Annotated in this window: 25 protein-coding genes and 1 pseudogene; 17 read left to right on the top strand and 9 right to left on the bottom strand. The window is 62.4% G+C overall.

What is annotated here, in order from left to right; genetic code table 11:
- Positions 1-10 precede the first annotated feature (10 nt).
- Together ACKJSM_RS21575 and ACKJSM_RS21570 are read left to right on the top strand one after the other, a co-directional pair.
- Positions 11-1,657 (top strand): GMC family oxidoreductase, encoded by a 1,647-nt coding sequence (locus ACKJSM_RS21575; RefSeq protein WP_410238781.1) that lies wholly within the window; start codon positions 11-13, stop codon positions 1,655-1,657.
- Between the two features lie 70 nt (positions 1,658-1,727).
- Positions 1,728-3,350, top strand: a complete 1,623-nt coding sequence (locus tag ACKJSM_RS21570) for an MFS transporter (RefSeq protein ID WP_410238780.1) — start codon at positions 1,728-1,730, stop codon at positions 3,348-3,350.
- Between the two features lie 49 nt (positions 3,351-3,399).
- On the opposite strand, the gene ACKJSM_RS21565 is transcribed toward ACKJSM_RS21570, so the two are convergent.
- The gene (locus ACKJSM_RS21565; RefSeq protein ID WP_410238778.1) at positions 3,400-3,768 is read right to left on the bottom strand and encodes a DUF427 domain-containing protein; all 369 of its coding nucleotides are present in this window, start codon (positions 3,766-3,768) and stop codon (positions 3,400-3,402) included.
- 91 nt (positions 3,769-3,859) lie between these two features.
- On the opposite strand from ACKJSM_RS21565, the pseudogene ACKJSM_RS21560 reads away from it, so the two are divergent.
- Positions 3,860-4,516 (top strand): annotated as a pseudogene (locus tag ACKJSM_RS21560) (MFS transporter); the annotation flags it as partial.
- Positions 4,517-4,597: 81 nt separating this feature from the next.
- On the opposite strand, the gene ACKJSM_RS21555 reads toward ACKJSM_RS21560, so the two are convergent.
- Positions 4,598-6,004, bottom strand: a complete 1,407-nt coding sequence (locus tag ACKJSM_RS21555; protein WP_410238777.1) for a serralysin family metalloprotease — start codon at positions 6,002-6,004, stop codon at positions 4,598-4,600.
- A 278-nt stretch (positions 6,005-6,282) separates the two neighbouring features.
- Between ACKJSM_RS21555 and ACKJSM_RS21550 the strand changes: the two genes are divergently transcribed.
- Together ACKJSM_RS21550 and ACKJSM_RS21545 are read left to right on the top strand one after the other, a co-directional pair.
- Entirely contained in the window at positions 6,283-8,226 is a 1,944-nt protein-coding gene (locus ACKJSM_RS21550; protein WP_410238776.1) for a DNA topoisomerase III, read from the top strand.
- A 47-nt stretch (positions 8,227-8,273) separates the two neighbouring features.
- A complete protein-coding gene (locus ACKJSM_RS21545) occupies positions 8,274-8,777 on the top strand; it encodes a GNAT family N-acetyltransferase (protein WP_339487951.1) in 504 nt (167 codons plus the stop codon).
- Positions 8,778-8,789: 12 nt separating this feature from the next.
- On the opposite strand, the gene ACKJSM_RS21540 is transcribed toward ACKJSM_RS21545, so the two are convergent.
- Complete coding sequence (locus ACKJSM_RS21540; protein WP_410238775.1) at positions 8,790-9,161, bottom strand: hypothetical protein; 372 nt, start codon at positions 9,159-9,161, stop codon at positions 8,790-8,792.
- A 127-nt stretch (positions 9,162-9,288) separates the two neighbouring features.
- Between ACKJSM_RS21540 and ACKJSM_RS21535 the strand changes: the two genes are divergently transcribed.
- Entirely contained in the window at positions 9,289-9,618 is a 330-nt protein-coding gene (locus ACKJSM_RS21535; protein ID WP_047293552.1) for a hypothetical protein, read from the top strand.
- A 74-nt stretch (positions 9,619-9,692) separates the two neighbouring features.
- Here ACKJSM_RS21535 and cynR read toward each other — a convergent pair whose 3' ends face one another.
- Positions 9,693-10,571 (bottom strand): transcriptional regulator CynR, encoded by an 879-nt coding sequence (cynR, locus tag ACKJSM_RS21530; RefSeq protein ID WP_410238774.1) that lies wholly within the window; start codon positions 10,569-10,571, stop codon positions 9,693-9,695.
- Positions 10,572-10,692: 121 nt separating this feature from the next.
- Between cynR and cynS the strand changes: the two genes are divergently transcribed.
- From cynS to ACKJSM_RS21515, 3 genes are all read left to right on the top strand, one after another.
- Positions 10,693-11,157, top strand: a complete 465-nt coding sequence (gene cynS, locus ACKJSM_RS21525) for a cyanase (protein WP_011334741.1) — start codon at positions 10,693-10,695, stop codon at positions 11,155-11,157.
- An 83-nt stretch (positions 11,158-11,240) separates the two neighbouring features.
- Positions 11,241-11,477 (top strand): DUF2790 domain-containing protein, encoded by a 237-nt coding sequence (locus ACKJSM_RS21520; RefSeq protein WP_236177709.1) that lies wholly within the window; start codon positions 11,241-11,243, stop codon positions 11,475-11,477.
- 12 nt (positions 11,478-11,489) lie between these two features.
- Entirely contained in the window at positions 11,490-12,149 is a 660-nt protein-coding gene (locus tag ACKJSM_RS21515) for a carbonic anhydrase (RefSeq protein ID WP_039767103.1), read from the top strand.
- Positions 12,150-12,197: 48 nt separating this feature from the next.
- On the opposite strand, the gene ACKJSM_RS21510 is transcribed toward ACKJSM_RS21515, so the two are convergent.
- A complete protein-coding gene (locus tag ACKJSM_RS21510; RefSeq protein ID WP_410238772.1) occupies positions 12,198-13,700 on the bottom strand; it encodes an aldehyde dehydrogenase family protein in 1,503 nt (500 codons plus the stop codon).
- A gap of 69 nt (positions 13,701-13,769) precedes the next feature.
- A complete protein-coding gene (gene glsB / locus ACKJSM_RS21505) occupies positions 13,770-14,678 on the bottom strand; it encodes a glutaminase B (RefSeq protein WP_410238771.1) in 909 nt (302 codons plus the stop codon).
- Positions 14,679-14,919: 241 nt separating this feature from the next.
- Between glsB and ACKJSM_RS21500 the strand changes: the two genes are divergently transcribed.
- Together ACKJSM_RS21500 and ACKJSM_RS21495 are read left to right on the top strand one after the other, a co-directional pair.
- On the top strand, positions 14,920-15,123 hold the full coding sequence (locus ACKJSM_RS21500) for a hypothetical protein (RefSeq protein WP_236177707.1): 204 nt from the start codon (positions 14,920-14,922) through the stop codon (positions 15,121-15,123).
- Between the two features lie 57 nt (positions 15,124-15,180).
- On the top strand, positions 15,181-15,696 hold the full coding sequence (locus ACKJSM_RS21495; RefSeq protein ID WP_410238770.1) for a DoxX family protein: 516 nt from the start codon (positions 15,181-15,183) through the stop codon (positions 15,694-15,696).
- Between the two features lie 3 nt (positions 15,697-15,699).
- Here ACKJSM_RS21495 and ACKJSM_RS21490 read toward each other — a convergent pair whose 3' ends face one another.
- Positions 15,700-17,313, bottom strand: coding sequence for a murein L,D-transpeptidase (locus ACKJSM_RS21490; protein ID WP_410238768.1), 1,614 nt, complete (start codon positions 17,311-17,313; stop codon positions 15,700-15,702).
- 151 nt (positions 17,314-17,464) lie between these two features.
- Here ACKJSM_RS21490 and ACKJSM_RS21485 point away from each other — a divergent pair, with 151 nt between their 5' ends.
- From ACKJSM_RS21485 to ACKJSM_RS21470, 4 genes are all read left to right on the top strand, one after another.
- A complete protein-coding gene (locus tag ACKJSM_RS21485; RefSeq protein ID WP_236177704.1) occupies positions 17,465-18,178 on the top strand; it encodes a murein L,D-transpeptidase catalytic domain family protein in 714 nt (237 codons plus the stop codon).
- A 147-nt stretch (positions 18,179-18,325) separates the two neighbouring features.
- Positions 18,326-18,583 (top strand): DUF2790 domain-containing protein, encoded by a 258-nt coding sequence (locus ACKJSM_RS21480; RefSeq protein ID WP_007950580.1) that lies wholly within the window; start codon positions 18,326-18,328, stop codon positions 18,581-18,583.
- A 12-nt stretch (positions 18,584-18,595) separates the two neighbouring features.
- Complete coding sequence (locus tag ACKJSM_RS21475; protein WP_339487977.1) at positions 18,596-19,267, top strand: heavy metal response regulator transcription factor; 672 nt, start codon at positions 18,596-18,598, stop codon at positions 19,265-19,267.
- Positions 19,264-20,679: a heavy metal sensor histidine kinase gene (locus ACKJSM_RS21470; protein ID WP_236177702.1), complete on the top strand. Its 1,416-nt coding sequence runs from the start codon at positions 19,264-19,266 to the stop codon at positions 20,677-20,679. Before ACKJSM_RS21475 ends, ACKJSM_RS21470 begins: the two co-directional genes overlap by 4 nt.
- Here the strand turns inward: ACKJSM_RS21470 and ACKJSM_RS21465 are convergent.
- On the bottom strand, positions 20,624-22,024 hold the full coding sequence (locus ACKJSM_RS21465; RefSeq protein WP_410238767.1) for an MFS transporter: 1,401 nt from the start codon (positions 22,022-22,024) through the stop codon (positions 20,624-20,626). The genes ACKJSM_RS21470 and ACKJSM_RS21465 overlap by 56 nt on opposite strands.
- Before the next feature lie 104 nt (positions 22,025-22,128).
- Between ACKJSM_RS21465 and ACKJSM_RS21460 the strand changes: the two genes are divergently transcribed.
- Positions 22,129-23,016 (top strand): LysR family transcriptional regulator, encoded by an 888-nt coding sequence (locus ACKJSM_RS21460; RefSeq protein WP_236177700.1) that lies wholly within the window; start codon positions 22,129-22,131, stop codon positions 23,014-23,016.
- Here ACKJSM_RS21460 and ACKJSM_RS21455 read toward each other — a convergent pair.
- A complete protein-coding gene (locus ACKJSM_RS21455) occupies positions 23,013-23,633 on the bottom strand; it encodes a cell wall hydrolase (RefSeq protein ID WP_410238765.1) in 621 nt (206 codons plus the stop codon). The two genes, ACKJSM_RS21460 and ACKJSM_RS21455, sit on opposite strands and share 4 nt — an antisense overlap.
- A gap of 199 nt (positions 23,634-23,832) precedes the next feature.
- Between ACKJSM_RS21455 and ACKJSM_RS21450 the strand changes: the two genes are divergently transcribed.
- Positions 23,833-24,684, top strand: coding sequence for a CAP domain-containing protein (locus ACKJSM_RS21450; RefSeq protein WP_410238764.1), 852 nt, complete (start codon positions 23,833-23,835; stop codon positions 24,682-24,684).
- Positions 24,685-24,836 lie beyond the last annotated feature (152 nt).

Genomic DNA, 24,836 nt, shown 5'->3' with positions numbered 1-24,836 from the left:
AGGTCAGGGAATGCAGGCTTCCCTCGATGAATTCGATTACATCGTGGTCGGCGCCGGGCCGGCCGGGTGTTTGCTGGCCAATCGGCTGTCGGCCGATCCCCGGCAGCGCGTGCTGTTGCTGGAGGCCGGCGGGCGCGACAACTATCCGTGGATTCATATCCCCGTGGGTTACCTGTTCTGCATCGGCAATCCGCGCACCGACTGGTGCTTCAAGACCGAAGAACAACCAGGCCTCAATGGCCGCGCGCTCAGTTATCCGCGCGGCAAAGTCCTGGGCGGCTGTTCGTCGATCAACGGCATGATCTACATGCGCGGCCAGGCCAACGACTATGACGGCTGGGCTGCAGAAGGCAATCCGGGCTGGGCCTGGAACGATGTGCTGCCGCTGTTCAAGCAGAGTGAAAACCACTTCGCCGGCGCGGCGGCGTTTCATGGCGACCAGGGCGAATGGCGCGTCGAACGCCAGCGTCTGTCGTGGCCGATTCTCGATGCCTTTCGCAGCGCTGCCGAACAGAGTGGAATCGCCAGCATCGATGACTTCAACCAGGGCGACAACGAGGGTTGCGGCTACTTTCAGGTCAATCAGAAGGCCGGCGTGCGCTGGAACGCGGCGAAGGCGTTTCTGAAGCCGATTCGCAATCGGGCCAATCTCACGGTATTGACTGAAGTCGAAGTGGATCGTGTTCTGTTCGAAGACGGCCGTGCCTCGAAGGTCAGTACCCGTTGGCAGGGTCAGCAAAAGAACTTCAAGGCGCGCAAGGAGATCGTGTTGTGCGCCGGCGCCGTGGGCTCGCCGAGCATTCTGCAGCGCTCCGGAATCGGCCCGCGGCCACTGCTGGAAAAGCTCGGCATCGGTGTGGTGCATGAGCTGCCGGGCGTCGGCGCCAATCTGCAGGATCACCTGCAACTGCGGCTGATCTACCAACTGGAAAACGCCCGCACCCTCAACCAGATCGCCGGCAGCGTGTGGGGCAAGATGGGCATGGGCCTGCGTTATCTGTATGACCGCAGCGGGCCGTTGTCGATGGCGCCGAGTCAACTGGGCGCGTTTGCCCGCTCCGGGCCGGAACAGACCTCGGCCAATCTCGAATACCACGTGCAGCCGCTGTCGCTGGAGCGCTTTGGCGAACCGTTGCACAGCTTCCCCGCGTTCACCGCGTCGGTGTGTGATTTGCGCCCGCAGAGCCGGGGCCGGGTCGAGATTCGTTCCGCCGATCCGCAAACCGCGCCGCTGATCCAGCCCAATTACCTCAGCCATCCCGAAGACTTGCGCGTGGCCGCCGACGCGATCCGCCTGACCCGGCGCATCGTCAGCGCCCCGGCCCTGCAAGCCTTCAACCCGGTGGAATACCTGCCCGGTGCCAGCCTGCAAACCGAAGAACAACTGCACCAAGCGGCGGCGAAGATCGGCACGACGATTTTCCATCCGGTCGGCACCTGCCGCATGGGCAACGACGCGAATGCTGTGGTCGATGCGCAATTACGCGTGCATGGGGTGGCGGGGCTGCGGATTGCCGATGCGTCGATCATGCCGCGCATTACCTCAGGTAATACCTGTTCGCCTACGCTGATGATTGCTGAAAAAGCGGCACAGCTGATTCTCAACCCCGGACCAAGGAACATCACACCGAAAACGGAAATGGCCCACACCCTGTAGACATCGCGCATCACCCGGACACGCAACACCAGTGGAAACAACAAAAACAATCACTGTGAGGGATACCGATATGTCAGAACACGTTCAGCCTCTGGACGCCGTGCGCAGCACGGATGCCAGCCCCGATACCCGAAAGGTCATCTTCGCCTCGTCTCTGGGGACGGTGTTCGAGTGGTATGACTTCTTTCTCTACGGCGCCCTGGCGGCGGTCATCAGCAAGCAGTTTTTCGCCGGGGTCAACGACACCACCGCGTTCATCTTCGCGCTGATGGCGTTCGCCGCAGGCTTCATCGTGCGACCGTTCGGGGCGCTGGTGTTCGGTCGGTTGGGGGACATGATCGGGCGCAAATACACCTTCCTCGCGACCATCATCCTGATGGGTGTGGCGACGTTCGCCGTGGGCCTGCTGCCGACCTACGCCAGCATTGGCATCGCGGCGCCGATCATTCTGGTGGTGCTGCGCATGCTTCAGGGCCTGGCCCTCGGCGGCGAATACGGCGGTGCTGCGACTTACGTGGCCGAACACGCGCCGATCGGCAAACGCGGTTTCCACACCAGCTGGATTCAATCCACTGCCACCCTCGGTCTGCTGCTGTCGCTGCTGGTGGTGCTCGGTTGCCGCTACTTCACCGGCGATCAGTTCGAAGTCTGGGGCTGGCGCATTCCGTTCCTGCTGTCGATCGTGCTGCTGGGCATTTCCACCTGGATTCGCCTGAGCCTGCACGAGTCGCCGGCCTATCTGAAGATGAAAGAGGAAGGCAAGACCAGCAAGGCGCCGATCCGCGAATCCTTCGGCAAATGGGAAAACCTCAAGGTCGTGCTGATCGCCCTGTTCAGCATCAACGCCGGCCAGGCGGTGACCTTTTATGCGGCGCAATTCTACGTGCTGTTCTTCCTTACCCAGTTCCTGAAAATGGACCCGGCGGTGGCCAACAGTCTGCTGATCATCAGCGTGGTGATCGGCGCGCCGTTCTTCATCATTTTCGGCTGGCTGTCGGACAAGGTCGGGCGCAAACCGGTGCTGATGCTCGGCCTGCTGCTGGCCACCGCGCTGTACTTCCCGATCTTCAAATCCCTGGCCCACTACGCCAACCCGGCCATCGACCGCGCCAGCCAGCAGGCGCCGATCACCGTTGTCGCAGACCCGGCGACCTGCACCTTCCAGTTCGATCCGGTGGGCAAGGCCAAATTCGACAGCCCGTGCGACAAGGTCAAGACCTTCCTGGTCAAGCAAGGCCTGCCCTACTCCAGCGTCGCCGCCCCGGCGGGCAGCACGGTGCAAGTGAGCGTCGGCGATGTGAAACTCGACGGCTTCGACGAAGCCGCCCTGCGCGGCGCCATCACCCTCGCCGGCTACCCGCAACAGGCCGACATGCAGCAGATCAACAAACCGATGATCGTGGCCCTGATCGTCGGCCTGATCATCATCTCCGCCATGTGCTACGGCCCGCTCGCGGCGCTGATGGTCGAACTGTTCCCGACCCGCATCCGCTACACCTCAATGTCCCTGCCGTACCACATCGGCAACGGCTGGTTCGGCGGTTTTCTGCCAACCGTGTCGTTCGCGCTGGTGGTGTACACCGGGGATATCTTCTATGGGCTGTGGTATCCGGTGCTGATAACCGGGGTGAGCCTGGTGGTGGGGATGATCTGTCTGCGTGAGACGAAGAATATCGATCTCGACAAGAACTGATTGATAGACGTGTGGCGGGGGCGCAATGCCCTCGCCACACGGCTGGATCTCAAACCTCCGCCTCCAGCAATTCAAACTTCACCTGATCGGGATAAAACGCCACATAGTCCTTGATCTGACTCACCGAAATCTTCGGATTTTCATACGTCCATACCGCGTTCGCGCTCTCATGTCCCGGCACTTGCAGACTGAAATAGTTGGCATCGCCCTTGTACGGGCAGTAGGTGGTGTGATCAGTGCGGGCGAAATATTTTTCGTCGATGTCCTCGCGGGGGATGTAGTAGACCGGCGGGTAATTGGCTTCGAGCAGCACCAGCGCTCGGGCCGACGCGGCAACCTGTATACCGTGAAATTTCACAAGCAGGCAGCCTGGCTGCTCGGCGATGGTGATAACGGGACTGGGACCGGACGTTTTCATCGGTTTCTCCTGACGGCGGCGAAAGCACCGGTTCAGGTATAACCCATGCGGGCAAATCTCGTCAGGTTCGCAGCCGAACGGCTTTTCCGCTTACACCCTGGAGGTGTTCGAGCAGCATCAGGACATCTGGCTGCAGCCTCTGCGCATCGCTTTCAGGCATATCCGCGAACGGGCGGCGCTGAAAAAAATCATCACGCTGGCAGTGGGGGTCAACCTGATTGTCGGGGTTACCCTGGCCACTTCGGCGGCCATGGTGCTCGGTCAGTACCGCGCCGGCAAGGACGACTACGCTGTGCTGCAAGCGGCTGGTGCGGTGACCACCATCGTGATTCTGTTTTTCCTCGCCCGGGTGGTATTGCCGTTGCGCGTACTGGGTGGGGTTGCCTATACGATGCTCGCCGCCGGCGCCTTCATCAGTGCCCTGAGCCCGAACCTGACGGGTTATGTACTGGGTTTCCTGCTGATTGTCGGCTTCGACAAAATGTTCAACGTCTACATGCGCAGCATTCGCCAGCGAGTCATTCCCCCTCAGGACTTCGGCAAGACCGTGGGCGTGATCACCCTGCTCAACAACTTGTCGCAACCGCTGGCCGGTCTGTTGGTTGCGCTGCTCGCTGCGCCGTTGGGAGCGCAACGTGTAATCCTGATCCTGGCCGTAATGGCGACGCTGCTGGGCGTGACGGCTCTCTGGTGGTTTGCCAGAGTACGTAATACATCCGCCGCTTCGATCCTCGAAACCGAGCAGTAGCGGACTCCACTGTCATAGAGTGATATCCGAAAACAAAAAAAACCGCAGCCTGTGAAGGACTGCGGTTTTTTCACGCTCAGATTACGCGACGATATCGCTCGCCACGGCCTGCCCCACCACACCCACGGCGAAGTCCACCGAACCCTGGCCCGTGAGGTCGATCATCAGGCTGGTCTGGTTGGTCTGTTCGAAGTAAGTAAGGATCGCGTCGCCGGCATGCCCGGTGAAGCCGCTGACGAAGTTCAGCGTGGCCGCGCCGGTAGCAAACCCGGCGATGCCCGACAGGTCGATCTTGTCCAGGCCGCTGGTGAAATCCATGATCCAGTCCGGCGCGGTCATGGTCGAGTCGCTGGCCGCGCCGAACACGAAGGTATCCGCGCCTTCACCGCCCCACAGCGAATCACCGCCGCCACCGCCGTAGAGGATGTCGTTGCCCGCGCCACCGATCAGGTCGTTGGCCGCCGCGTTGCCGATCAGCAAGTCATTGCCCGAGCCGCCAATGGCGTTTTCCACGGTCACGCCGTGAGCGATGGACACGTTGCCCACCAGCCCGCCGACATCGGAGAACGAACCTTCGTTAAGGTTGATCTTCTGGTTCTGGCTGAAGCCGGAGAAATCCAGGGTGTCGTTGCCGCCGCCATCCCACACCGAGAACACCACTTTGGAAGTGTTCGACGTGGCGCTGTAGAAATCGCGATCGGTGTTGGAGTTGAAGCCGTACACGGTGTTGTCGGCGCGGGTTTCGACGTTGGCGCCGTAGAGTTTCTGCACCGCGACGATGTCGTCCAGCAACGGCGCGGAGGCGTAGGCACCACTGCCGTCCTTGCTGAAGTTCTGATCGGTGTTGGCTTCGCTCCAGTAGCTCATCAGGCTGTAGCCACGGGTGTCTTCGGCGTATTTGGCGTCACCGTAGGTCGGGTTGCCGTTGCCGGCGTTGTAGGCGCCCGGGTGCGACAGGCCGAGGGTGTGGCCGATTTCGTGGGTCAGGGTCTGACGCCCGTAGTTATTGGTGTCCGGGGTCTTGTTGACCTGGTACTGATCGTTGATCAGGTACCACGACTGGCCGTCGTAGCTGCTGCCCTGCGGCAAATAGGCGAACGCCGCGCCACCGGTGCTGACGTCGTAGTTGCCGAAGGTCATGTGACCGTCGCCGCCCTTGCCTTCGGTGAAGGTCACGTTGGCCACGTCCGACCACGATTGCATCGCCAGCACGGCCTGGGCCTTTTGCTGGGCGCTGAACTCGCTGAAGTTGCCGAGTTTCGGGTTGTAGTTCGACGGCTTGTCGGTCAGGAAGGTGTAGGTCAGATCAATCTTGCCGTCGGCATTCTTGTCCTGCCACGACATGCCCTTGCGCAGGATTTCGTCGGCGGCCTGGTCGGCGGTGAACGACGGCTTGCCGTTGACGGTTCCGGTGCCCCGGTCATACAGGTGGCTGAAGGTGTCGACCGCGGTGAAGGCGCTGCTGGTCTGGGAGGAAGGTTGAGGCATGGTGTACGTCCTTGTTTTTAAAGAGTCAGTGTCAGACAGAAAAGCGGCGATCTTCTGGCGAGATCGTCCTGTCACTCGCCCTGGTAGGCAGATTGAACCTGCCACAGCCGCCAACGAGGGCGCTAATCAATTTCTCGATAGCGTCCCGGTTTGTCCCGACGCGCGCGGTCATGAACGGCAATCCTTTTATCTGTATATCCATACAGATAAAAGTTGCCCGATCGCCCGAGTCAGGCCATCCTGTGCGCCTCTTCGGGCAATGATCGACGACGGTGGTTATGCGGCTGTACCTCTGTGAAAAACCCTCCCAGGCCAAAGACATTGCGGCCGTGCTCGGCGCAAAGCGTCGGGGTGACGGCTGCTGGCTGGGAACGGATGTCACGGTGACCTGGTGCATCGGCCACCTGCTGGAAACCGCGCCACCGGACGCTTACGACGCTCGCTACAAGCGCTGGGTGCTGGCCGACCTGCCGATCATCCCCGACAAGTGGAAAATGACCGTCAAGCCGCGTACCGCCAGCCAGTACAAGGCGGTGAAGCGCCTGCTCGGCGAAGCCAGCGAACTGATCATTGCCACCGACGCCGACCGTGAGGGCGAGATGATTGCCCGGGAACTGGTCGAGCATTGCCGCTATCGCGGGCCGATCCGCCGCTTGTGGCTGTCGGCGCTGGACGAAGCGTCGATTCGCAAGGCGTTGGCGACGCTCAAACCGGGCGCCGAGACCTTCAGCCTGTATCACTCGGCATTGGGGCGCTCGCGGGCGGACTGGCTGATCGGGATGAACATGAGTCGCCTGTTCACCCTGCTCGGCCGGCAGTCAGGCTATCAAGGCGTGCTGCCGGTGGGCCGGGTGCAGACACCGACTCTGCGACTGGTGGTGGATCGCGACCGCAGCATCGCCGATTTCGTGCCGGTCGCGTACTGGGCCATCGACGTGCAACTGTTGCACGGAGGCACGCCGTTCACCGCGCAATGGCGTGCACCGAACGATGCCTGTGACGATCAGGATCGCTGCCTCAATCAGGCCCTCGCCCGGCAAGCGGCCGCCGCAATCGGCAGCGCTGCCAGCGCCCGGGTGGTCAAGCTGCGCACCGAGCGCATGCGTGAGGTGGCGCCCCTGCCCTTCGATCTGGGCACCTTGCAGGAAGTCTGCTCGAAGAAACTCGGCCTCGGCGCCCAGGAAACCCTCGACATCGCCCAGGCCCTCTATGAAACCTACAAGGTCATCACCTACCCGCGCAGCGATTGCGGCTACCTGCCCCTGAGCCAGCACAGCGAGGCGCCGGGGATTCTCGCGGCGCTGCGTCAGGCCGATCAGAGTCTGGAAACCTTGCGCGAGCATCTGGAGCCACAGCGCCGCTCCCGCGCGTGGAATGACGCCAAGGTCAGCGCTCACCACGGCATCATTCCGACCGCTGCCGCGAAAAATCTGGAGCGCCTGACCGGCAAGCACCGCGCGGTCTACACGCTGATTCGCGCGCGGTACCTGGCGCAGTTCCTGCCCAATCACGAATACGACCGCACCCAGGCCGATTTCGATTGCGCCGGGCAAGCCTTGCGCGCGGTCGGCAAGCAGATCATCGAGCCGGGCTGGAAACGCGCACTGCCCGAAGCGCTGGCCCCCGCCAAGGGCCGTGAAGCCCCCGCGCCGCAAACGCTACCGCCACTGACCCAAGGCGCCGAGTGTGCGATTGCTGACGTAAAGCTCAAGGACCTGTGGACGCAACCGCCCAAGCCCTACACCGAAGGCGACCTGATCAAGGCAATGAAGAACGTCGCCAAACTGGTGGAAGATCCGCTGCTCAAGCAGAAACTCAAGGACACCACCGGCATCGGCACCGAAGCCACCCGCGCCTCGATCATTCAAGGGCTGCTGGATCGCGGATATCTGGTGAAGAACGGCAAGGCGCTGTCCGCCACGCCTGCTGCGTTCAGCCTGATCGACGCCGTGCCGCGCGCGATTGCCGACCCCGGCACCACGGCGATCTGGGAGCAGGCGCTGGACATGGTGCAGAGCGGCGAGATGAGTCTTGAAGAATTCGTCACCAAACAGGCGGCGTGGATGAGCAAGCAAGTGACTCGTTGTGCTGGGCTGAGCCTGACCATCAGCGGCCCGCCGCCCGCCGGCAAGGCCGCTGCGCCGTGGAAGAAAAAGCGCAAGACCACACGGCGCAAAACCACCGGGACCAGCAAGCGCGCGGCGAAACCGGCAGCCAACTAGCCCGCTGCGCGCTACTGTTTCCGTAGTGATGGTCAGGAGGCAGCGGCATGTCTGTCATCGAACTGCGCGTCGCCCGGCGCGACGAACTGGACACCCTCGAAAACCTGATGCAGTTCTACACCTATGACTTCAGCCAGTGGCTGCCGCTGAAGCTCGGCGGGCATGGTTTCTTCCCGATCCAGTTGGAGGACGATTACTGGCGCCAGCCGGCAACCCGGCCGTTCCTGATCCACGTCGACGATGAGCTGGCGGGGTTCGTGACCGTGGATGACCACCTCCTCATCGAAGGCGCCGACTACAACATCGGCTATTTCTTCGTCAGCCGGCGCTGGCGTGGCCAAGGCGTCGCGCAGTTTGTCGCTTCTGCCCTCTTGAGCCACTTGCCCGGTCGATGGCAGATTTTCCATGTCGACGCCAACCTGCCTGCACAGCGGTTCTGGGCCCGACTCATCCCCGAGCTGAGCGGCGGCGACTTTACCCGCCAGACAAAAACCGTGGACGGCTATCCCTGCACGTTCTACTGCCTGCGCAGCCTTTCTCCCGCTGCCTGAAGTTCCCTTTTTTCATTCCAGAATGACTTTGTCCGACAATATGTAGTGAGCAAAAATAATCACTACAAAACCGTTGACGGCGTCGTTGGGCTTTTGCATGATGCAGACGTCTCCCCGATCGGGAGCACTGGCAACACGCTTGAGCAAGCTCGTCTGACCGCCGAGCTGTTTTTTCCGGATACACGCTGCCCACAAGGCAGATTGAAGAAGCTGACCTGGCCTGAACGTCCAGTACAAGGACGAGAAGCGCTGGCGAAAATTCTCAAGACGCTTGTGGTCGACACTGAAAACGTCGTCAAGGAGCCTCCCGGTTTTCGCTGCTTCTCCTCGTTGTGACGCTATTGCGTAGCAGTTATTCAACACGACTACATGCAACAGACGCATGACCCCGTGCTTCACACGGGCGACCGCTGACGTCCTGGTTTCGGTGCCAGGGATCAACTAACCGATGGGCTACCTGTATTAGCGAATCAACTTTGAAAGATCACCAGACTGGTCAAGGGGCAATATCATGAATCTGAACAATCAACCTACTATCGAAGAACTGGCTCGTATGTTCGCGGCACAAAAAGACAGCCACGACAGCCATATTCTGTGGATCAGCAAGTCGGGTCAGGTCCATATCGACTGCCTGTCGCCCCATGCTGGTGAAGAAGAGTTCGACCGGAACAACCAGAACCTGCTGGCCCGTCTGAAGATGTACCGCCGCGGCCACGGCTATGTCGGCAAGAAAGCCGCGGCCGACAAGGACTTCATCGGTAATGTTCTGCAGACGCTGAAACAGGCGTGGGACTCGATGCAGAACAAAAACGAAGTTCGGGTGATTGACCGGTTCTGCTAAGTTAAAAGTTCGATAAACAAAAGGGCCTGCGTCCGATAAAGACGCAGGCCCTTTTTATTGATCGTAAACCATGTTCATGAGCGGGTTTCCAGCACCAGCTTCATGAACGCCTCAGCCGCCGCACTGTGATAGTTATTCTGGCGCCGCAACAACGCCGCTCCCCGCTGCGGCGCCTCGCTCTCGATACGCAAACGGCGCAGTGCCCGGTCCTCGGTCGCAATCGCCTCCGGCAACATGGTCGCAATCGGCGAATGCCGGATCACTTCCAGCAACGTGCTCACCGAATTCACCTCGATCTGCACCTTGGGCGTGATGCCGTGCTGGCGGAAATATTCATCGATCGACAGGCGCGTGAAAAAGTCCGGCGCCAGCAAGGCGAAATCCAGTTGCGCAATGTCATCTGGCTTAAGCACCGATGAGCTGTCATACAGCGGGTGTTCACGCCCGACCATCACCCCCAACGTCTCGACAAACGCGGGTATGCACTCAATGTCCGGATGGCGCACCGGGCTAAAGGCAATCGCGATATCCAGCGAGTCATCCGCCAGCCCGGCCTCGATGTCATCCATCGACAACTCGAAAATCTCCAGGTGAATGCCCGGATACCGCGCCACGTAATCGCGCACCAATGGCCCGACCAGGTACGCCATGAACGTCGGGGTCATGGCCAGCCGCAGCGAGCCTCGGGACAGATCCTTCACGTCATGCAACGCGCGCTTGCCCGCCTCCAGCTCCACCAGCACCCGTCGGGCACATTCGATATAGGCCTGACCGGCATCCGTGGGTTTGACCGAGCGCGAGCTGCGATCAAACAGATCCACACCGAGGCTTTCTTCCAGTTGGCGGATCTGTTGCGACAGGGTCGGCTGGGACACATGCAGCGCCTCGGCCGCCCGGGTAAAACCGCCGTGATCGGCCACGGCCAGCAGGTATCGCAAATGTCGCAGCAACATGGGGACGCTCCATCTATAGGCAGTGCTTATGCTTTGCATTGTATATCGGTCTTGGACGCTATGGATAAATCGGCAGAAGATCAATCCCACACAGCAAGCCAACCCCGAAAGGAGAAGCACCATGCAATCCCAAGCCTACAACGACAGCCGCATTGCCCTGACCACCCGCGCCCTGGATGCCAAGGCACAGAAAAACCTGTCGTGGCAGGATCTGGCCGACGGTACCGGTCTGAGCCTGGCCTACGTCACCGCCGCCCTCCTCGGCCAGCATCCATTGCCGAAAGCGGCCGCCGAAGTGGTCGGCGACAAACTTGAGCTGAGTGCCGAAGACGTCGCCGCCCTGCAAATCATCCCGCTGCGCGGCAGCCTCGACGGCGTACCGACCGACCCAACCATCTACCGCTTCCACGAGATGATCCAGATCTACGGCACCACCCTGAAGGCGCTGGTTCACGAGCAGTTCGGCGACGGCATCATCAGCGCAATCAACTTCAAGCTCGACATCAAGAAAGTCGAAGACCCTGAAGGCGGCTCCCGCGCCGTGGTCACCCTCGACGGCAAGTTCCTCCCGCTGCGTCCGTTCTGATCCCTCCGGGCCCGCACACCGCGTGCGGGCCCATCCAAACCTCAATTGCCAAGTCGTCACCCCATCTGTCTGGAGGCTGCCCCATGCAAAAAATTCTGTTGACCCTGGCCCTGCTCGCCGGCCTTGCCGCCCAGGCCCAGGCTGATGAAGAGGCCGTCGCCTATCGCTACGGCATGTCGCTGGATATCGCTGAAGTCGTGAGCATCACCCCGGTCGCCGACGTCTGTGGCGTGGTGCCGGTCGAGATGACTTACCTCGACAGCCACGGCGTAAAACACATTCTTCAATACAGCGAATTCGGCACCGGCTGTTCGAACTGAGAGGACTACACCATGAAAAACCTGATCGAAGGCTTCCTGAAGTTCCAGAACGAAGCGTTTCCACAACGCACCGAGCTGTTCAAACACCTGGCGACGACCCAAACCCCAGGCACCTTGTTCATTACTTGCTCCGACAGCCGCGTCGTCCCGGAACTGCTGACCCAGCAAGAACCCGGCGAGCTGTTCGTGATCCGTAACGCCGGCAATATCGTGCCGTCCTACAGCCCGCATCCGGGCGGGGTTTCGGCGACGGTGGAATACGCGGTGGCCGTGCTCGGTGTGACCGACATCGTGATCTGCGGCCACTCCGACTGCGGCGCCATGACCGCCATCGCCCAGTGCAAGTGCATGGATCACCTGCCCGCCGTCAGCGGCTGGCTGCAACACGCCGAGTCGGCGAAAGTGGTCAACGAATCGCGGCCGCACGCCAATGACGCGGCCAGGCTGAGTTCGATGGTGCGGGAAAACGTGATCGCGCAACTGGCGAATATCCAGACGCATCCGAGCGTGCGCCTGGCCCAGGAGAAAGGCCTGCTGAACCTGCACGGCTGGGTGTACGACATCGAGACCGGCTCGATCGACGCGCTGAGTGCCGACCGTCGCACCTTTGTCTCGCTGGCCGAGCAACCGTCGACGTGCGCGGTGTACGGTCAGGCAGTCGATGCTGCTTGAAAACACAACGCCGCGCCCGTCATTGCGACGGACGCGGCGTTGTTCTGTTCAGCGTTTTACGCCCAGATCGAGTTGCGTCATGCGGCTGCGTACGGTGAACACACCGTCGCCGGAGAGGATCGCGCTGCGGGCAAACAACCGGCCGCTTTCCCAGTTCGAAAGCCCCAGTTCCGGCTTGTTCAGCGCGTATTGGCCATCGACCCAACGGGTAATGCCGTTACCCACGAACGGCGCGTTGACCGCGCTGTAGAAACGCTCCTGAACCGCCGCGTCTTCACTGATCAGCGACACCGTGAACTGCGGGCTGTAACGGTTGAACAGCGCAATCGCTTGATCCAGATCGTCGACGATCATCAGGCTGGTTTCAGGGGTTTCTTCCCATTCCCACTCGCGGCCCAGTTGAGCTTCGGGCAGCGGCTCGGCCAGGGCTTCGGTCTGGTAACCCTCGGCGCGATAGACCTCAACCGTCGCGTTCTGCCAGTCACTCGGCAGAACGCTTTCGCTGCCTTCGACAATGTGCAATTTGCAGCCCTGACCGCGTGCTGCACCGGCCTGTTGCAAGGCATCGAGGAACAACGGCACCAGTTCGGCAGCGCGGTCGCGCTGGATCAGGCAGACGTTCAGCGTGTTGCAGACCTTGCGATCCAGCGAGTTGCGCACCACGGCGGCGAAGCGTGTGGCGTCGGCATCGCGATCAGCAATCAGCCATGCGCCACCGGTGCCGTGCAGGCTGACGGCGGTGCCGGCCTGCTGGGCGATGCTGCCCAACTGGCTGACCGCACGCCCCGAACCACGGGCCACCGCCAGCGACAGACGCCGGTCGGCGAACATCGCCCAACCGGCGGCGTGATTGACGCTCTCCACCAGCGACACCGCACCCGCCGGCAGACCGGCATCGGCCAGCGCCGGGTTCAGGGCGTGGGTGACGATGGCTTGCGCGGTACCCAGCGCATCGCTGCCAATACGCAGCACGGCGGTGTTGCCGGTGCGCAACACGCCTGCGGCGTCGGCGAAGACGTTTGGCCGACCTTCGAACACGAACGCGACGATACCCAGCGGCGACACCACTTGCTCAACCTTCCAGCCGTCATGCTCGACGCAGCTGATCACCTCGCCGCGGGTGGCCGGTGCATCACGCCAGGCGCGCAGGCCGGCGATCATGTCGCGGCGCATGCGCTCGTCGGCGAGCAACCGGGTGGTGGAACGACCGCGCGCCTTGGCCCGTTCGATGTCGGCGAGGTTGGCGGTTTCAATCAGCGCCCAGGCGTCCGGGTTTTCCAGACGTTGAGCGAACAGATCGAAGAAGCGGCTGATGGCCTCATCCGGCACCGCAGACAACGCGGCAAACGCCGCCGCTGCACGCTCGATCGCCACCGACGCGGCCTGCTGATCCACGACCGGAATCAGCAACAGCTCGCCACTCACCTGCTCCACCAGCAGGTGGTCGCCGGGTCGGAAACGCTCGGCCAGTTCGGGGCTGACCACGGTGACGCGGTTACCGGCGAAAGGGATGGGCGTGCCAGCGACGAGACGTTCGAGCGCGAGAGACATGGAGCGGATTCACCATATTGAGGGCGGCCGGAAAATGTATAGGTTGGCCTCCCGCAAAGCAACACGGGCTCAGAACACCGACCAGCCAATCCGCGAACTGAGCATTTCCAGGGCCGCCATCCCCGCCAGCGAGTTGCCCGCCGTGTTCAGCTCCGGCGACCACACGCACACCGTGAACTGCCCCGGGACCACCGCAACGATGCCGCCACCGACACCGCTCTTGCCCGGCAGGCCGACGCGGTAGGCAAAGTTGCCGGCCTCGTCGTAGAGACCGCTGGTGGCCATGATCGAGTTGACTTGCTGGGTCTGGCGGCGGGTGAGGATCTGTTCGCCGCTGTGTTTGCAGAAACCGTCGTTGGCCAGGAAGCAGAACGCCCGGGCCAGGTCGATGCAGCTCATGCGCAACGCGCAGTGGCTGAAGTAGCTGCGCAGCACCGCTTCGACGTCGTTGTGGAAATTGCCGAAAGATTGCATCAGGTACGCCATCGCCGCATTGCGCGCACGGTGCTGGTATTCGGAGTCGGCGACCTTGCCGTCAACCATCACCTGCGGATTGCCCGACAGCCGCCGCACGAAGTCACGCATCGACAAGGCCGGTGCGGCAAAGCGCGACTGGTTGATGTCGCAGACCACCAGCGCCCCGGCATTGATGAACGGATTGCGTGGACGGCCGCGTTCGAATTCCAGCTGCACCAGCGAGTTGAACGGCTGGCCGGACGGCTCGTGGCCCAGGCGTTCCCAGATCGCCTCGCCGGAATGTTCGATGGCCTGCACCAGGCTGAACACCTTGGAAATACTCTGCACCGAGAACGGCGTCTCGGCGTCGCCGGCGCAATACATTTCGCCGTCGTTGCCATACACGGCGATGCCCAGTTGATTGGCCGGCACGGTGCCGAGGGCGGGAATGTAGTCAGCCACTTTGCCCTGCCCGATCAGGGGCCGGACCGCGTCAAGGATCTCGTTCAACAGCGCTTGCATGCCGGGTCTCGAAGTCTCGCCCCATGGGATTGCGGGGACACGGTGGCTAGACGCTGCGCCCGGCGATCGAATCACACCGGTTCTGTGTATCGCAGTGTGTACGGCCCGAGGTCCGACACATCCCGCGCACAAATCCGGCCCTTTGCGACACATCCGCGATACAGCCCGACGTTCAAATGAACCTGTCGATCGGCAACCCCGATCAAGCCTTTGAACTCACCTCTCACATCGGAGATTCACCATGACCCAGCGCTCGAAAACCTCCCTGACCGTCGGCCTGCTGCTTGCCGGTGGCCTGGCCCTGTCCAACGCGGCTTCGGCTGCCGAAACGTTCAGCGTCAAGCAACTGGATCACGGCTACAGCCAGACCCAGGCCAAGGCCGACACGGCGGAAAAAACCTCGGAAGGCAAATGCGGCGAAGGCAAGTGCGGCGCCGGTGAATAACCCTTTTCACGGGGCACTTACACGCCCCGCTTTCCCCTGAATGAATGGAGCCTTGCCATGACCACAGCTCTCTCGTCGGCCGTCAAAGGCCTGCACTGGAACCTCGACCGCGCCGGCCAGTGGCTCGCGCCGCTGACCTTGCGCCTGTTCATCGCCTGGGAGTTTTTCGAATCGGGGCTGGAGAAGTTCAACGGCCAGAACTGGTTCGAAGACATTCAGGAGCGGTTCCCGTTTCCCTTCGATCGTCTGCCGGCCTCGCTGAACTGGGAGCTGTCGATGTGGGCCGAGCTGATCTGCGCGCTGGCCATCCTGATCGGATTCGGCACGCGGATTTCGGCGATTTCGTTGATTGTCGTGACCGTTGTTGCCACCGCTGCCGTGCACTGGCCGGCGCACTGGTCATCGTTGAGTGAGCTGGCCCAGGGTTACGCGATCACCAACAAGGGCTTCGGCAACTTCAAGCTGCCGGCGATTTATCTGGCTGCGCTGGTGCCGCTGGTGTTTGCCGGGGCCGGCAAGTTGAGCGTGGATGCGTGGCTGGCGCGGTTTTTCTGGAAACGCGCCAGCCACTGAGGATCAATGCGCCCGGTCCAGCCCGGCCAGCAACGCACTGTCACGGCTGTAGATGTCCGGCGCGTAGAGCACACGCCCCTGGCCATCGACCTCGGCCGTCCAGTAAGTCATGAGGATCGGCACCGGATTGCTCAGGCGGAATTCATGGGTGGTGCCGGTGGCCAGCAAGGTGTCGGTGCGCGCCTTCTCCGCCGGACTGAGCAGGAAATCGCGCAGCTTCATCGGATGCTCGACTCGCACACAACCGGAGCTGAACGCCCGTGGCCCCTTGTCGAACAGCGCCTTGCTCGGCGTGTCATGCAGATACACCGAGAACGGGTTGGGGAAACGAATGACCATTTGTCCCAGCGGGTTGCGCGGCCCGGCGTCCTGGCGCAAGAGGATGTTGCCGGGGTTGTCCCAGTCGATGTCGGCGGCGGCCAGCGGCTGGCCGTTGGCGTCGAGCACTTGCAGGTTCTGGCGGCTGAGAAAGGTCTGGTCCTTGCGGATTTCCGGTAGCTTGTCTTCCTTCCAGATGGTCGGCGGCACGGTCCAGGTCGGGTTCAGGGTCAAGCGTGTGACCCGGGATTTGAGCAGCGGGGTCTGGCGTTCGGCGCGCCCGACCTGGGTGCGGGTCTGCCACACCGGCAAGCCGCCCTGATAAAGCGTCAGCTCGGCCGCGGCGACGTTGACCAGCAAACCGTCCGGCTCCATGTCCTGGGCCATCCAGCGGAAACGTTCGAGGTTGACCCGCAACTGTTCGCGGCGGGTCAGCGGACTGATGTTGAGTTCGGCAATCGTTCCCGGCCCCACCACCCCGTCGGCCTGCAACGAATGGCTGGCCTGAAAACGCTTCACCGCCTCCACCAATACGCCGTGATAAGCGTTGTCCGGGGTGCCGACCACACTGCTCAGGTAGCCTTCGCCGTACAGCCGCCGGGCCAGGTCCGGCACACGCTTGTCTTCCATGTCTGGACGCAGCGCCGGCCCGTTACCCACTGTTGTCCATTGGGGCAAGGCTTGCAGGCGTTGAGCTGCATAGTGATGACGCAGATTCTGGTACTGCGCCAGCTGCGGCCTAGCCAGATCGAAGGCGGCCGGGACGTTGTGCACGCCCGGCACGGCGATGGCGAGCAATTCGGCCTGACGGTCGCGCGGCGTTTGGTCGGCATGCCACAGGGGTTCGAAATGCGATTGCAACAGGCGGCCGTAATGCAGATCCTGCAGGGCTTGCAGGTAATAGCGGCTGATCTCGATGTCGGCGCACAGTTCGCCGTCCTGCGGGGCAGTGAGCGCCACCGGGTAGCGTTTCGGGTCAAGGCCATCGTCGGCCAACAGCTGCAATTGCGCATGCAAGGCCGGCAATTGCCCGCCATCGGCCCACACCGGCAGCCAGTCCTGCTGCTGGTAGAACGCCCGCAACTGATCCAGCGCCGGACCATTGAGGCGGGTGCCGATCGTCGGGCACGCCTGAGGCAGGCTGATCAGCGCAGCCTGCAACGGGCTCTGCGGTTCGATGGGCATTTGTGTCGGCACGGGCGGCAGCGTCGGGAGCCCCGGCAACGGCTCTTCGGCGCAAGCGACAAACGGCGCAGCGAGCAAACAAATGCTCAAGTAGCATGCGTACTTTTTGAACAACTGCTTTACTCCAATCCATGGCCGTCTTGATTGACGGTCAACCTTACCTCAGGTGCGGTGAACAGTCAGGCCCGATTCGCGGGCTTGCCGGGGATGACTGGACGTCAGGAGCCTAAGTGCCAAACAAGTAGCAAGTGGAGACTCACCTTAAATGTTGACGTTTTTGCGCCGACTTCTGCTGACTGCCACCGCCCTTGGCGTGCTGACCAGCCCAGCCTTTGCCGCCGGCACCTCTTCGCCGGTTCTGTACACCAGCCTCGCGCACGCCGCTCCGGAACTCAATCCCCAGGCGCTGAAAGGTGCCTTGAGCGCCATGCAATGTGCGATCAACAACGGCGCGAAGCGGTCTCGTCATCTGGCGATCATCGACTATTCGCAGCCCTCCACCGAGCGCCGGTTGTGGATCTTCGACCTGACCCGGAAAAAACTGGTGCTGCGCGATCTGGTCGCCCACGGTTCGAACTCGGGGGAAAACTTCGCCACCCGGTTCTCCAACCGTGAAGGCAGTTTTCAGTCCAGCCTCGGCCTGTTCCGGACCCAGGAAAGTTACCAGGGCACTCACGGTTATTCGCTGCGCATGGACGGTCTGGAACCGGGCATCAACGACATGGCCCGCGACCGAGCCATCGTGATCCACGCCGCCGACTACGTGAACCCGTTCTGGAGTAAACGTACGGGCCGTCTGGGCCGCAGCCAGGGTTGCCCGGCCGTGCGACCGCAAGTGGCCAAACGGGTGATCGACAGCCTGAAGAACGGCCAGTTCATGTTCTCCTGGTACCCGGATCAGCAATGGCTGAAATCCTCGCCGTACCTCAACTGCCAGCCACAACAGATCGCGAGCATTCTCAGCACCCACGCCAGCTGAACTCCCTGTGGGAGTGCATTGGCTCCCACAGATTCGGTTTATTACAGATTTGTCATCGAGTTGTCGGTTTGCCGAGCGGATCGCCCGGTAGCTTGAAGTTGTCCCGGCCAGAACGCCGATCAACTTCAACGACTCGAGTGACCCATCATGAAAACCCTGATCCTCGCCTTCACCGCCCTCCTCGCCACCGGTTCCGTGTTCGCTGCGCCTGCGCCGGACGCCGCCGTCATTCATGACAAAACCGGTTTCTTCGTGCACCTGGATGTCGACAAAGTCCTCTCCAGCACCGATATTTCCCAGGCTTGCGGCGTGATCCCCGCGCAGCTCAATTACCTCGACCACCAGGGCCGCGAACATGTGCTGGACTATCAAGTGCAAGGCAGCGGCTGCATCAATGACAATTGAGGCACAGTGCCCATGAATATCCTTGTTGTCGAAGACGAACCCAAGGCCGGCAATTATTTGCTCAACGGCTTGCAGGAACTGGGCTACAGCGTGAGCCTGGCCCGGGACGGCGCCGACGGTCTGCACCTGGCGCTGGAATTCGACTTCGACGTGATCGTGCTGGACGTGATGATGCCGAAAATGGATGGCTGGGAAGTGCTGCGCCGGCTGCGCAAGGAAACCGACACGCCGGTGCTGTTCCTCACCGCCCGCGACGACATCGCCGACCGGGTCAAGGGCCTGGAACTGGGTGCCGACGATTACCTGATCAAGCCGTTTTCCTTTGCCGAACTGGTGGCGCGCCTGCGCACCCTGACCCGGCGCGGGCCGATCCATGAAGAAGAGCAATTGCAGGTGGCCGATCTGCAGATCGATGTGCTCAAGCGTCGGGTCAGCCGCGCCGGCAACCGGATCACCCTGACCAACAAGGAATTCGCCCTGCTGCAATTGTTCGCCAGCCACACCGGGCAAGTGCTGTCGCGCTCGCTGATCGCCTCGCGGGTATGGGACATGAATTTCGACAGCGACACCAATGTGGTCGATGTCGCCGTGCGCCGCCTGCGGGCGAAGATCGACGATCCGTTCCCGCTCAAGCTGATCCACAGCGTGCGCGGCATCGGCTACCGCTTCGATACTCAGCCATGAAAATCGCCGGCACGTATTCCCTGACCTTGCGTCTGGCACTGGTCTTCGCCGTGCTCGCCTTCGCCGCGCTGGCAGGCCTGGGCGCCGCGCTTTACAACCAGCTGGAAACGCAGTTGATTCGTCGTGACGACATTCAACTGGTCAGTCGTGTCGATCAGTTGCGCACCTTCCTCAACGACAGCAACACCCTGGAGCTGATCAAGAACAAGCCGGCGCTGTTTCAGAACATGCTCGGTAACCGCGAAGCCTTGCTGACCATCGGCGCACCCGGCCAGCCGCCGTTGCTGGTGGTCAACCCCGGCAACCTTGCCACCCCGGACTTGCCCGCCGTACCGATCGATCATCCGATGGCCCTGAGCGATGTGCAGCACTTGCCGAGCGTCGACGGTGTGCCGTTTTCGGCGGTGGCGGCGACCATCGACTCGGGCGATCTGGGCAACCTGCAGGTGCTCACCGGCCGGCTGATGACCGAGCGCACGGCAATGCTCGCCAATTACCGGCTCAGCGTTTACGGCCTCGCTTCATTGGCAGCGGTCGTGTTGGCGCTGGTCGGCTGCCTGCTGGTCTATCGCGGCCTGCTGCCGCTGCGGCGGATTGCCCGGCATGCCCACGGAATCGGCATCGCCAACCTCGGCGAACGCCTCGATAGCCAAGGTACGCCTCGTGAATTGCAGCCGATGATCGAAGCCTTCAATGCGATGCTGGACCGGCTCGACAGAGGTGTCGCGCAATTGAGCCAGGTCTCCACCGACATGGCCCACGAACTGCGTACGCCGATCAACAACCTGCTCGGCGAAACCCAGGTCGCCCTGCAACAAAACCGCAGCGTTGACGCCTATCAACAGTTGCTCGCCTCCAACGTCGAAGAACTCGAACGCCTGGCGCGCATGCTCGACAACATGCTGTTTCTCGCCCGCACCGACCCGGCCAGCGCGCTGAGCCAGCGTCAGGAGCTGGACGCCGGCGATGAGATGCAGCGCATTGCCGACTACTTCGAAGGTCTGGCCGCCGACGTCGGCGTCACCATCGAGGCGAAAGGCAGCGGCGTCATCTGGGCCGAGCCGATGCTGCTGCGGCGGGCCCTGGCCAATCTGTGCGCCAACGCGATCAAGTACGGTGCCGCAGATTCGACGCTGCAGGTCGAGGCCATCGCCGAAGCGGACGGCAGCTATCTGCGGGTGCGCAATCGGGGCACGACCATTCCTGCCGAGCATCTGTCGCGCCTGTTCGAGCGTTTCTATCGCGTCGATCCGTCCCGTGAACGTTCGGCCCAATCCAACGGTCTGGGCCTGTCGATCGTGGCGACCATCATGCAATTGCATCAGGGTCGCTACAGCGTCAGCAGCGCTGACGGCATCACCTGCTTTGAACTGTTCTTTCCGGCACGGGAGACGCGAGACGCGGGTGTGTGAAGACGGCCAGCGCAAACGCCGCGAGCATCAACACCGTGGCCACACCGAAGGTCAGGTGCAACCCGCCCGCGATGACTGCGGCCGGCGCCAGGGTCGGATCGTCCGTGGCCAGGGCAAACACCGCGCCCATCGCCGCCGCCCCGGTAATCAACCCCAGATTGCGCGACAAGCCCAGCATGGCCGAGACCACACCGCGTTGATCCTGCGCAACGCCGGCCATCAACCCGGTGTTATTGGCGGCCTGGAACAGCGCATAACTCAAGGCCACCACCGTGATCGGCAGCACATACGCGAGCACTCCGAAGCTCATCGGCAACAGCGCCAACAGCGCGCAACCGCACGCCAGGCCGAGTAGCGCACCCGGCACCATCCGCCGCGCGCCGAAACGATCGACCAGACGCCCGGCCGGTACGCCGCTGAACGCCGCCAATAACGGCCCGACCGACAACACCAGGCCGACCTGCGTGCTGGTGAGGCCCAAGCCTCGGCTCAGATAAAACGGCCCGACCACCAGCGTGGTCATCATGACCGTCGTCACCAGCAAGGTCAGCGCCAGACTGCCGCTGGTGCGTCTGTCGGTGAACAATGACAGGTGAATCAGCGGCGCCTTGCTCCGCTTCTCGACCAGAATGAATAACCCCGCACCGAACAGGCTGATCAGCAGCAACGCCTGTTCGAATCCTTCAACCGTCATCGCCAGGGCATAGGCCGCCAGTGTCAGCATCAACACGGCGGTGCCGGGATAATCAAACGCAACACTTGTACATGCGGTTCGATCCTTCGGCAGGTAGCGATACACCAGCCACGCATTGAGCAAGCCCAACGGCACGTTGATCACAAAGATCGACGGCCAGCCGACATGCGCCATCAACAGCCCACCCAGCGACGGCCCGAGGGTGGTGCCGGTGGCCGACATCGTGGCCAGCAAGCCCATCGCGCTGCCGGCCCGGGATTTGGGCACCGCATCGGCCACCAGCGCCACGGTCAGCGCGAACATGATCGCCGCGCCGAGGCCTTGCACCGCCCGCGCACCGATCAGCCAGGCAAGGCTCGGCGCCAGTGCACACGCCAGCGAAGCAGCGGTGAAAATGCCGATGCCGATCAACAGCAAGCGCCGCCGCCCGACGCCGTCACCCAATCGCCCGACGCTGACAATCAGCGTGGTGACCGCCAGCAGATAGGCCAGAACGATCCACTGCACCTGTTGAAACGTCGCATCGAACGCCGCCGCCAGCGTGGGCAATCCGGCATTGGCAATGCTGGTGTCGAGTGACGGCATCAACATCGACAGCGCCAGACTGGTCAGCGCCCAGCGGGCGGGAGTGCTCAGGGGTTCTCGGGGCATGGGGTGGCTCACACGGCAGAGGTCATGGGACATAGCCTGAGCCTCGACAATACAAGGCGCAAGACGCATGCTTTGCACTTGATACCTGCATGGAACGCCATGTCATGAATACTCCGGATCTGAATCTGTTGATCACCCTCGACGTATTGCTGAGTGAAGGCAGCGTCGCTCGCGCCGCCGAACGCCTGCGCCTGAGCCCTTCGGCGATGAGTCGGGCGCTGGCCCGGCTGCGCGAAACTACCGGGGATCCCCTGCTGGTGCGCGCCGGTCGCGGTCTGGTGCCGACCCCGCGTGCGCTGGAGCTGCGCGACCGGGTCAGCTATCTGGTGCAGGAAGCCGAAGCGGTTTTGCGCCCGGCAGAAGTGCTTGATCCCGGCCAGTTGCAGCGCACCTTCACCCTGCGCAACACCGACGGATTTGTCGAAACCTTCGCCGCCGCCCTGCTCGCCCGCATCGCCGAAGAGGCGCCGGGCGTGCGCCTGCGCTTTGTGCAAAAGGCCGACAAGGACAGCACGCTGCTGCGCGAAGGCCGGGTGGATCTGGAAACCGGTGTGGTTGACGACAGCACCGACCCGACGCTGCACAGCCGCATCCTGTTCCGCGATCAGTGGATTGGCGTGGTGCGTGAGGGTCATCCGTTGAGCAGCGGCAAGGTCAGCGCCAAACGCTTCGCCGCCGGCCAGCACATTCTGGTGTCACGGCGCGGGCGCAGCAGTGGCCCGGTAGACGAAGCGTTGCTCGCCTTCGGCCTGACGCGAGACATCGTCACTTCGTTCGGCGGGTTTTCGGCGGCGCTGACGCTGGTCCGCGAATCGGACCTGATCGCCACCGTTCCGGAACGTCACACCAGCAAGCTGCGAACGGGCCTGCACAGTTTCTCCCTGCCCTTGCGCATGCCGGACATCAGCGTGTCGATGCTCTGGCACCCGCGTACGGACGCCGATCCGGCACATCGCTGGCTGCGCCATTGCGTGCGGGAAGTCTGCGCCTAACGCGCATCCCCGCCAGCGGGTTTATAGAACAGAAATTTCCTGGTCTCGGCGGTCTTGGTGTATTCCTTGGCCCAGCTCGGATGTACGTTGCGGTCGTGGAAGTACAGCGCGCCGTGAGTGCGATCGGTGAGCTGGCGGTTCAGCGCCTTGCCGGCGATTTCCTTGGCCAGGGCGTATTCGGCATCTTCCTTGACCTGATCCGGACGCCCGTCGCACCACCAGGAAAACTGGCAGCTCCTGGTTTCCGAGCCCTGCTTGACCACCTCGCACACCGTGCCGGGAAAGCCGTCATGCCCGAGGCGATTCATCACCACACTGGCCACGCCTTCCATGTCGGCAGTGTCCTTGCCCTTGGCTTCCCAATAGATACTGCGCGCCAGACAGGTGATCGGATCGTCCAGCGGTGCGGCGCCGGCGGGGTCGACCGCCTGCGCTTCGGTCGGGGTGATGGCTTCGGATTTGGGTGCAGGAGGTGCATCGGGTTTGTCGGCGGCCTTCTCTTCCAGTACCTCGGCTTTCGCTTCGGCCTTTTCCTTGATCGGCGCCTGATCGGTGGCCAGCGCCGTGCCGCTCAACAGGGTCAATACAAGACAGCAAAGCAACCCGTTCAATCCCATGATCATTCTTCCGGCAGGGCCCGCTGCGGGCAAAGTATTACGTGGTTGAGACGCCCGGTTTCCGGGGCCTTCGCAGAGTGTAGACGGCAAATTGCATGGAATCGTTCTGTAGAAAAAGCAGCGTCGTGAAGAAAAAGACATTGCACGAACCGGGGCCCTTTCGCGCATGATGTGCGCACTCAGCCCAAGGGAGATTTCCATGCGCTTCATGCCATCCTTTCTGCGATTCGCCGCGTTGTCCGTGGGCCTGACGCTGGCCACTTCGGCCATGGCCGCCGACGAGTCGCAATTGATCGAATCGATCAACAGCTACCGCAGCCAGCCGCAGCGTTGTGGCAGCCAGGCGTCCAGCGAATTGCCGCCGCTGTCGGCCGATCCGCGCCTGATTCTGCCGGCCAGCGGCGTGGTGGATTTGCAGCAGGCGATGTCCAGCGCTCGCTACCCGATGGTCAACGTGCAGGCAATCACCCTCAACGGCCCCCGGGATGCGGCGTCGGCGATGAAGGCGATTCAGGAGAGTTTCTGCCAGGTGGTGCTGGATCCGCAGTTCGTCGATATCGGTGTCAGCCGCGCCGACCGTGACTGGCGCATCACCCTGGCCCGACCACTGCTCTCCGCCCGCCTCGGCGACGGTCAGGCTGAGGGCCAGAAACTCCTCGAACAACTCAACGCGGCCCGCGCCCAACCGCGCCAGTGCGGCGGTCAGGCGTTTGCAGCGACTGCACCGCTGGCATGGAACGCGGTGCTCGGCGGCGTAGCCCAGGAGCACAGCCGCGAAATGGCCAACAACAATTATTTCGACCACAAGGACCGCAACGGCGGCACTCCCGGCGACCGCGCCGAACTGGCCGGCTACAGCGGCCAGCAGGTCGGCGAGAACATCGCTGCGGGACAAGACTCCGTGCAGAAAGTCGTGGCCGGCTGGCTTGCCAGTCCTGGGCATTGCGCCAATCTGATGAACCCGCAGTACCGCGAATTGGGCGCCGCTTACGCAGTCGATCCGAAGAGCAGCGCCGGCATTTACTGGACGGCGATGTTTGGCGGAGAGTAAACCTCAAGGCATCCTTCCATTGCCGCGCAGCCAATGCCTGGCCGCCGAAGCGCCGACAAAGAACGCCGTAGCAACGAACACGGCAATCGCCTGCAGCCAGTCAAAAAAACGAAAGGGTTGGATCGCGTGGTTCGGTCAGGTCACCAACTTAA

The sequence above is a fragment of the Pseudomonas sp. PHC1 genome (assembly GCF_046487845.1).
GTDB lineage: Bacteria > Pseudomonadota > Gammaproteobacteria > Pseudomonadales > Pseudomonadaceae > Aquipseudomonas > Aquipseudomonas sputi.
Note: the sequence above shows the minus strand (reverse complement) of the source record. Positions and strands in the feature narration are given on the sequence as shown.

What these genes read in the sequence shown, in the direction of transcription:
- ACKJSM_RS21475 (WP_339487977.1), top strand. Translation starts at nt 18,596, where the DNA reads ATGAATATCCTTGTTGTCGAAGACGAACCCAAGGCCGGCAATTATTTG.
- ACKJSM_RS21470 (WP_236177702.1), top strand. Translation starts at nt 19,264, where the DNA reads ATGAAAATCGCCGGCACGTATTCCCTGACCTTGCGTCTGGCACTGGTC.
- ACKJSM_RS21465 (WP_410238767.1), bottom strand. Translation starts at nt 22,024, where the DNA reads ATGCCCCGAGAACCCCTGAGCACTCCCGCCCGCTGGGCGCTGACCAGT.
- ACKJSM_RS21510 (WP_410238772.1), bottom strand. Translation starts at nt 13,700, where the DNA reads ATGTCTCTCGCGCTCGAACGTCTCGTCGCTGGCACGCCCATCCCTTTC.
- ACKJSM_RS21545 (WP_339487951.1), top strand. Translation starts at nt 8,274, where the DNA reads ATGTCTGTCATCGAACTGCGCGTCGCCCGGCGCGACGAACTGGACACC.
- ACKJSM_RS21515 (WP_039767103.1), top strand. Translation starts at nt 11,490, where the DNA reads ATGAAAAACCTGATCGAAGGCTTCCTGAAGTTCCAGAACGAAGCGTTT.
- ACKJSM_RS21565 (WP_410238778.1), bottom strand. Translation starts at nt 3,768, where the DNA reads ATGAAAACGTCCGGTCCCAGTCCCGTTATCACCATCGCCGAGCAGCCA.
- ACKJSM_RS21575 (WP_410238781.1), top strand. Translation starts at nt 11, where the DNA reads ATGCAGGCTTCCCTCGATGAATTCGATTACATCGTGGTCGGCGCCGGG.
- ACKJSM_RS21455 (WP_410238765.1), bottom strand. Translation starts at nt 23,633, where the DNA reads ATGGGATTGAACGGGTTGCTTTGCTGTCTTGTATTGACCCTGTTGAGC.
- ACKJSM_RS21485 (WP_236177704.1), top strand. Translation starts at nt 17,465, where the DNA reads ATGTTGACGTTTTTGCGCCGACTTCTGCTGACTGCCACCGCCCTTGGC.
- ACKJSM_RS21450 (WP_410238764.1), top strand. Translation starts at nt 23,833, where the DNA reads ATGCGCTTCATGCCATCCTTTCTGCGATTCGCCGCGTTGTCCGTGGGC.
- cynS (WP_011334741.1), top strand. Translation starts at nt 10,693, where the DNA reads ATGCAATCCCAAGCCTACAACGACAGCCGCATTGCCCTGACCACCCGC.
- ACKJSM_RS21495 (WP_410238770.1), top strand. Translation starts at nt 15,181, where the DNA reads ATGACCACAGCTCTCTCGTCGGCCGTCAAAGGCCTGCACTGGAACCTC.
- cynR (WP_410238774.1), bottom strand. Translation starts at nt 10,571, where the DNA reads ATGTTGCTGCGACATTTGCGATACCTGCTGGCCGTGGCCGATCACGGC.
- ACKJSM_RS21500 (WP_236177707.1), top strand. Translation starts at nt 14,920, where the DNA reads ATGACCCAGCGCTCGAAAACCTCCCTGACCGTCGGCCTGCTGCTTGCC.
- glsB (WP_410238771.1), bottom strand. Translation starts at nt 14,678, where the DNA reads ATGCAAGCGCTGTTGAACGAGATCCTTGACGCGGTCCGGCCCCTGATC.
- ACKJSM_RS21520 (WP_236177709.1), top strand. Translation starts at nt 11,241, where the DNA reads ATGCAAAAAATTCTGTTGACCCTGGCCCTGCTCGCCGGCCTTGCCGCC.
- ACKJSM_RS21570 (WP_410238780.1), top strand. Translation starts at nt 1,728, where the DNA reads ATGTCAGAACACGTTCAGCCTCTGGACGCCGTGCGCAGCACGGATGCC.
- ACKJSM_RS21550 (WP_410238776.1), top strand. Translation starts at nt 6,283, where the DNA reads ATGCGGCTGTACCTCTGTGAAAAACCCTCCCAGGCCAAAGACATTGCG.
- ACKJSM_RS21535 (WP_047293552.1), top strand. Translation starts at nt 9,289, where the DNA reads ATGAATCTGAACAATCAACCTACTATCGAAGAACTGGCTCGTATGTTC.
- ACKJSM_RS21540 (WP_410238775.1), bottom strand. Translation starts at nt 9,161, where the DNA reads ATGCGTCTGTTGCATGTAGTCGTGTTGAATAACTGCTACGCAATAGCG.
- ACKJSM_RS21460 (WP_236177700.1), top strand. Translation starts at nt 22,129, where the DNA reads ATGAATACTCCGGATCTGAATCTGTTGATCACCCTCGACGTATTGCTG.
- ACKJSM_RS21480 (WP_007950580.1), top strand. Translation starts at nt 18,326, where the DNA reads ATGAAAACCCTGATCCTCGCCTTCACCGCCCTCCTCGCCACCGGTTCC.
- ACKJSM_RS21555 (WP_410238777.1), bottom strand. Translation starts at nt 6,004, where the DNA reads ATGCCTCAACCTTCCTCCCAGACCAGCAGCGCCTTCACCGCGGTCGAC.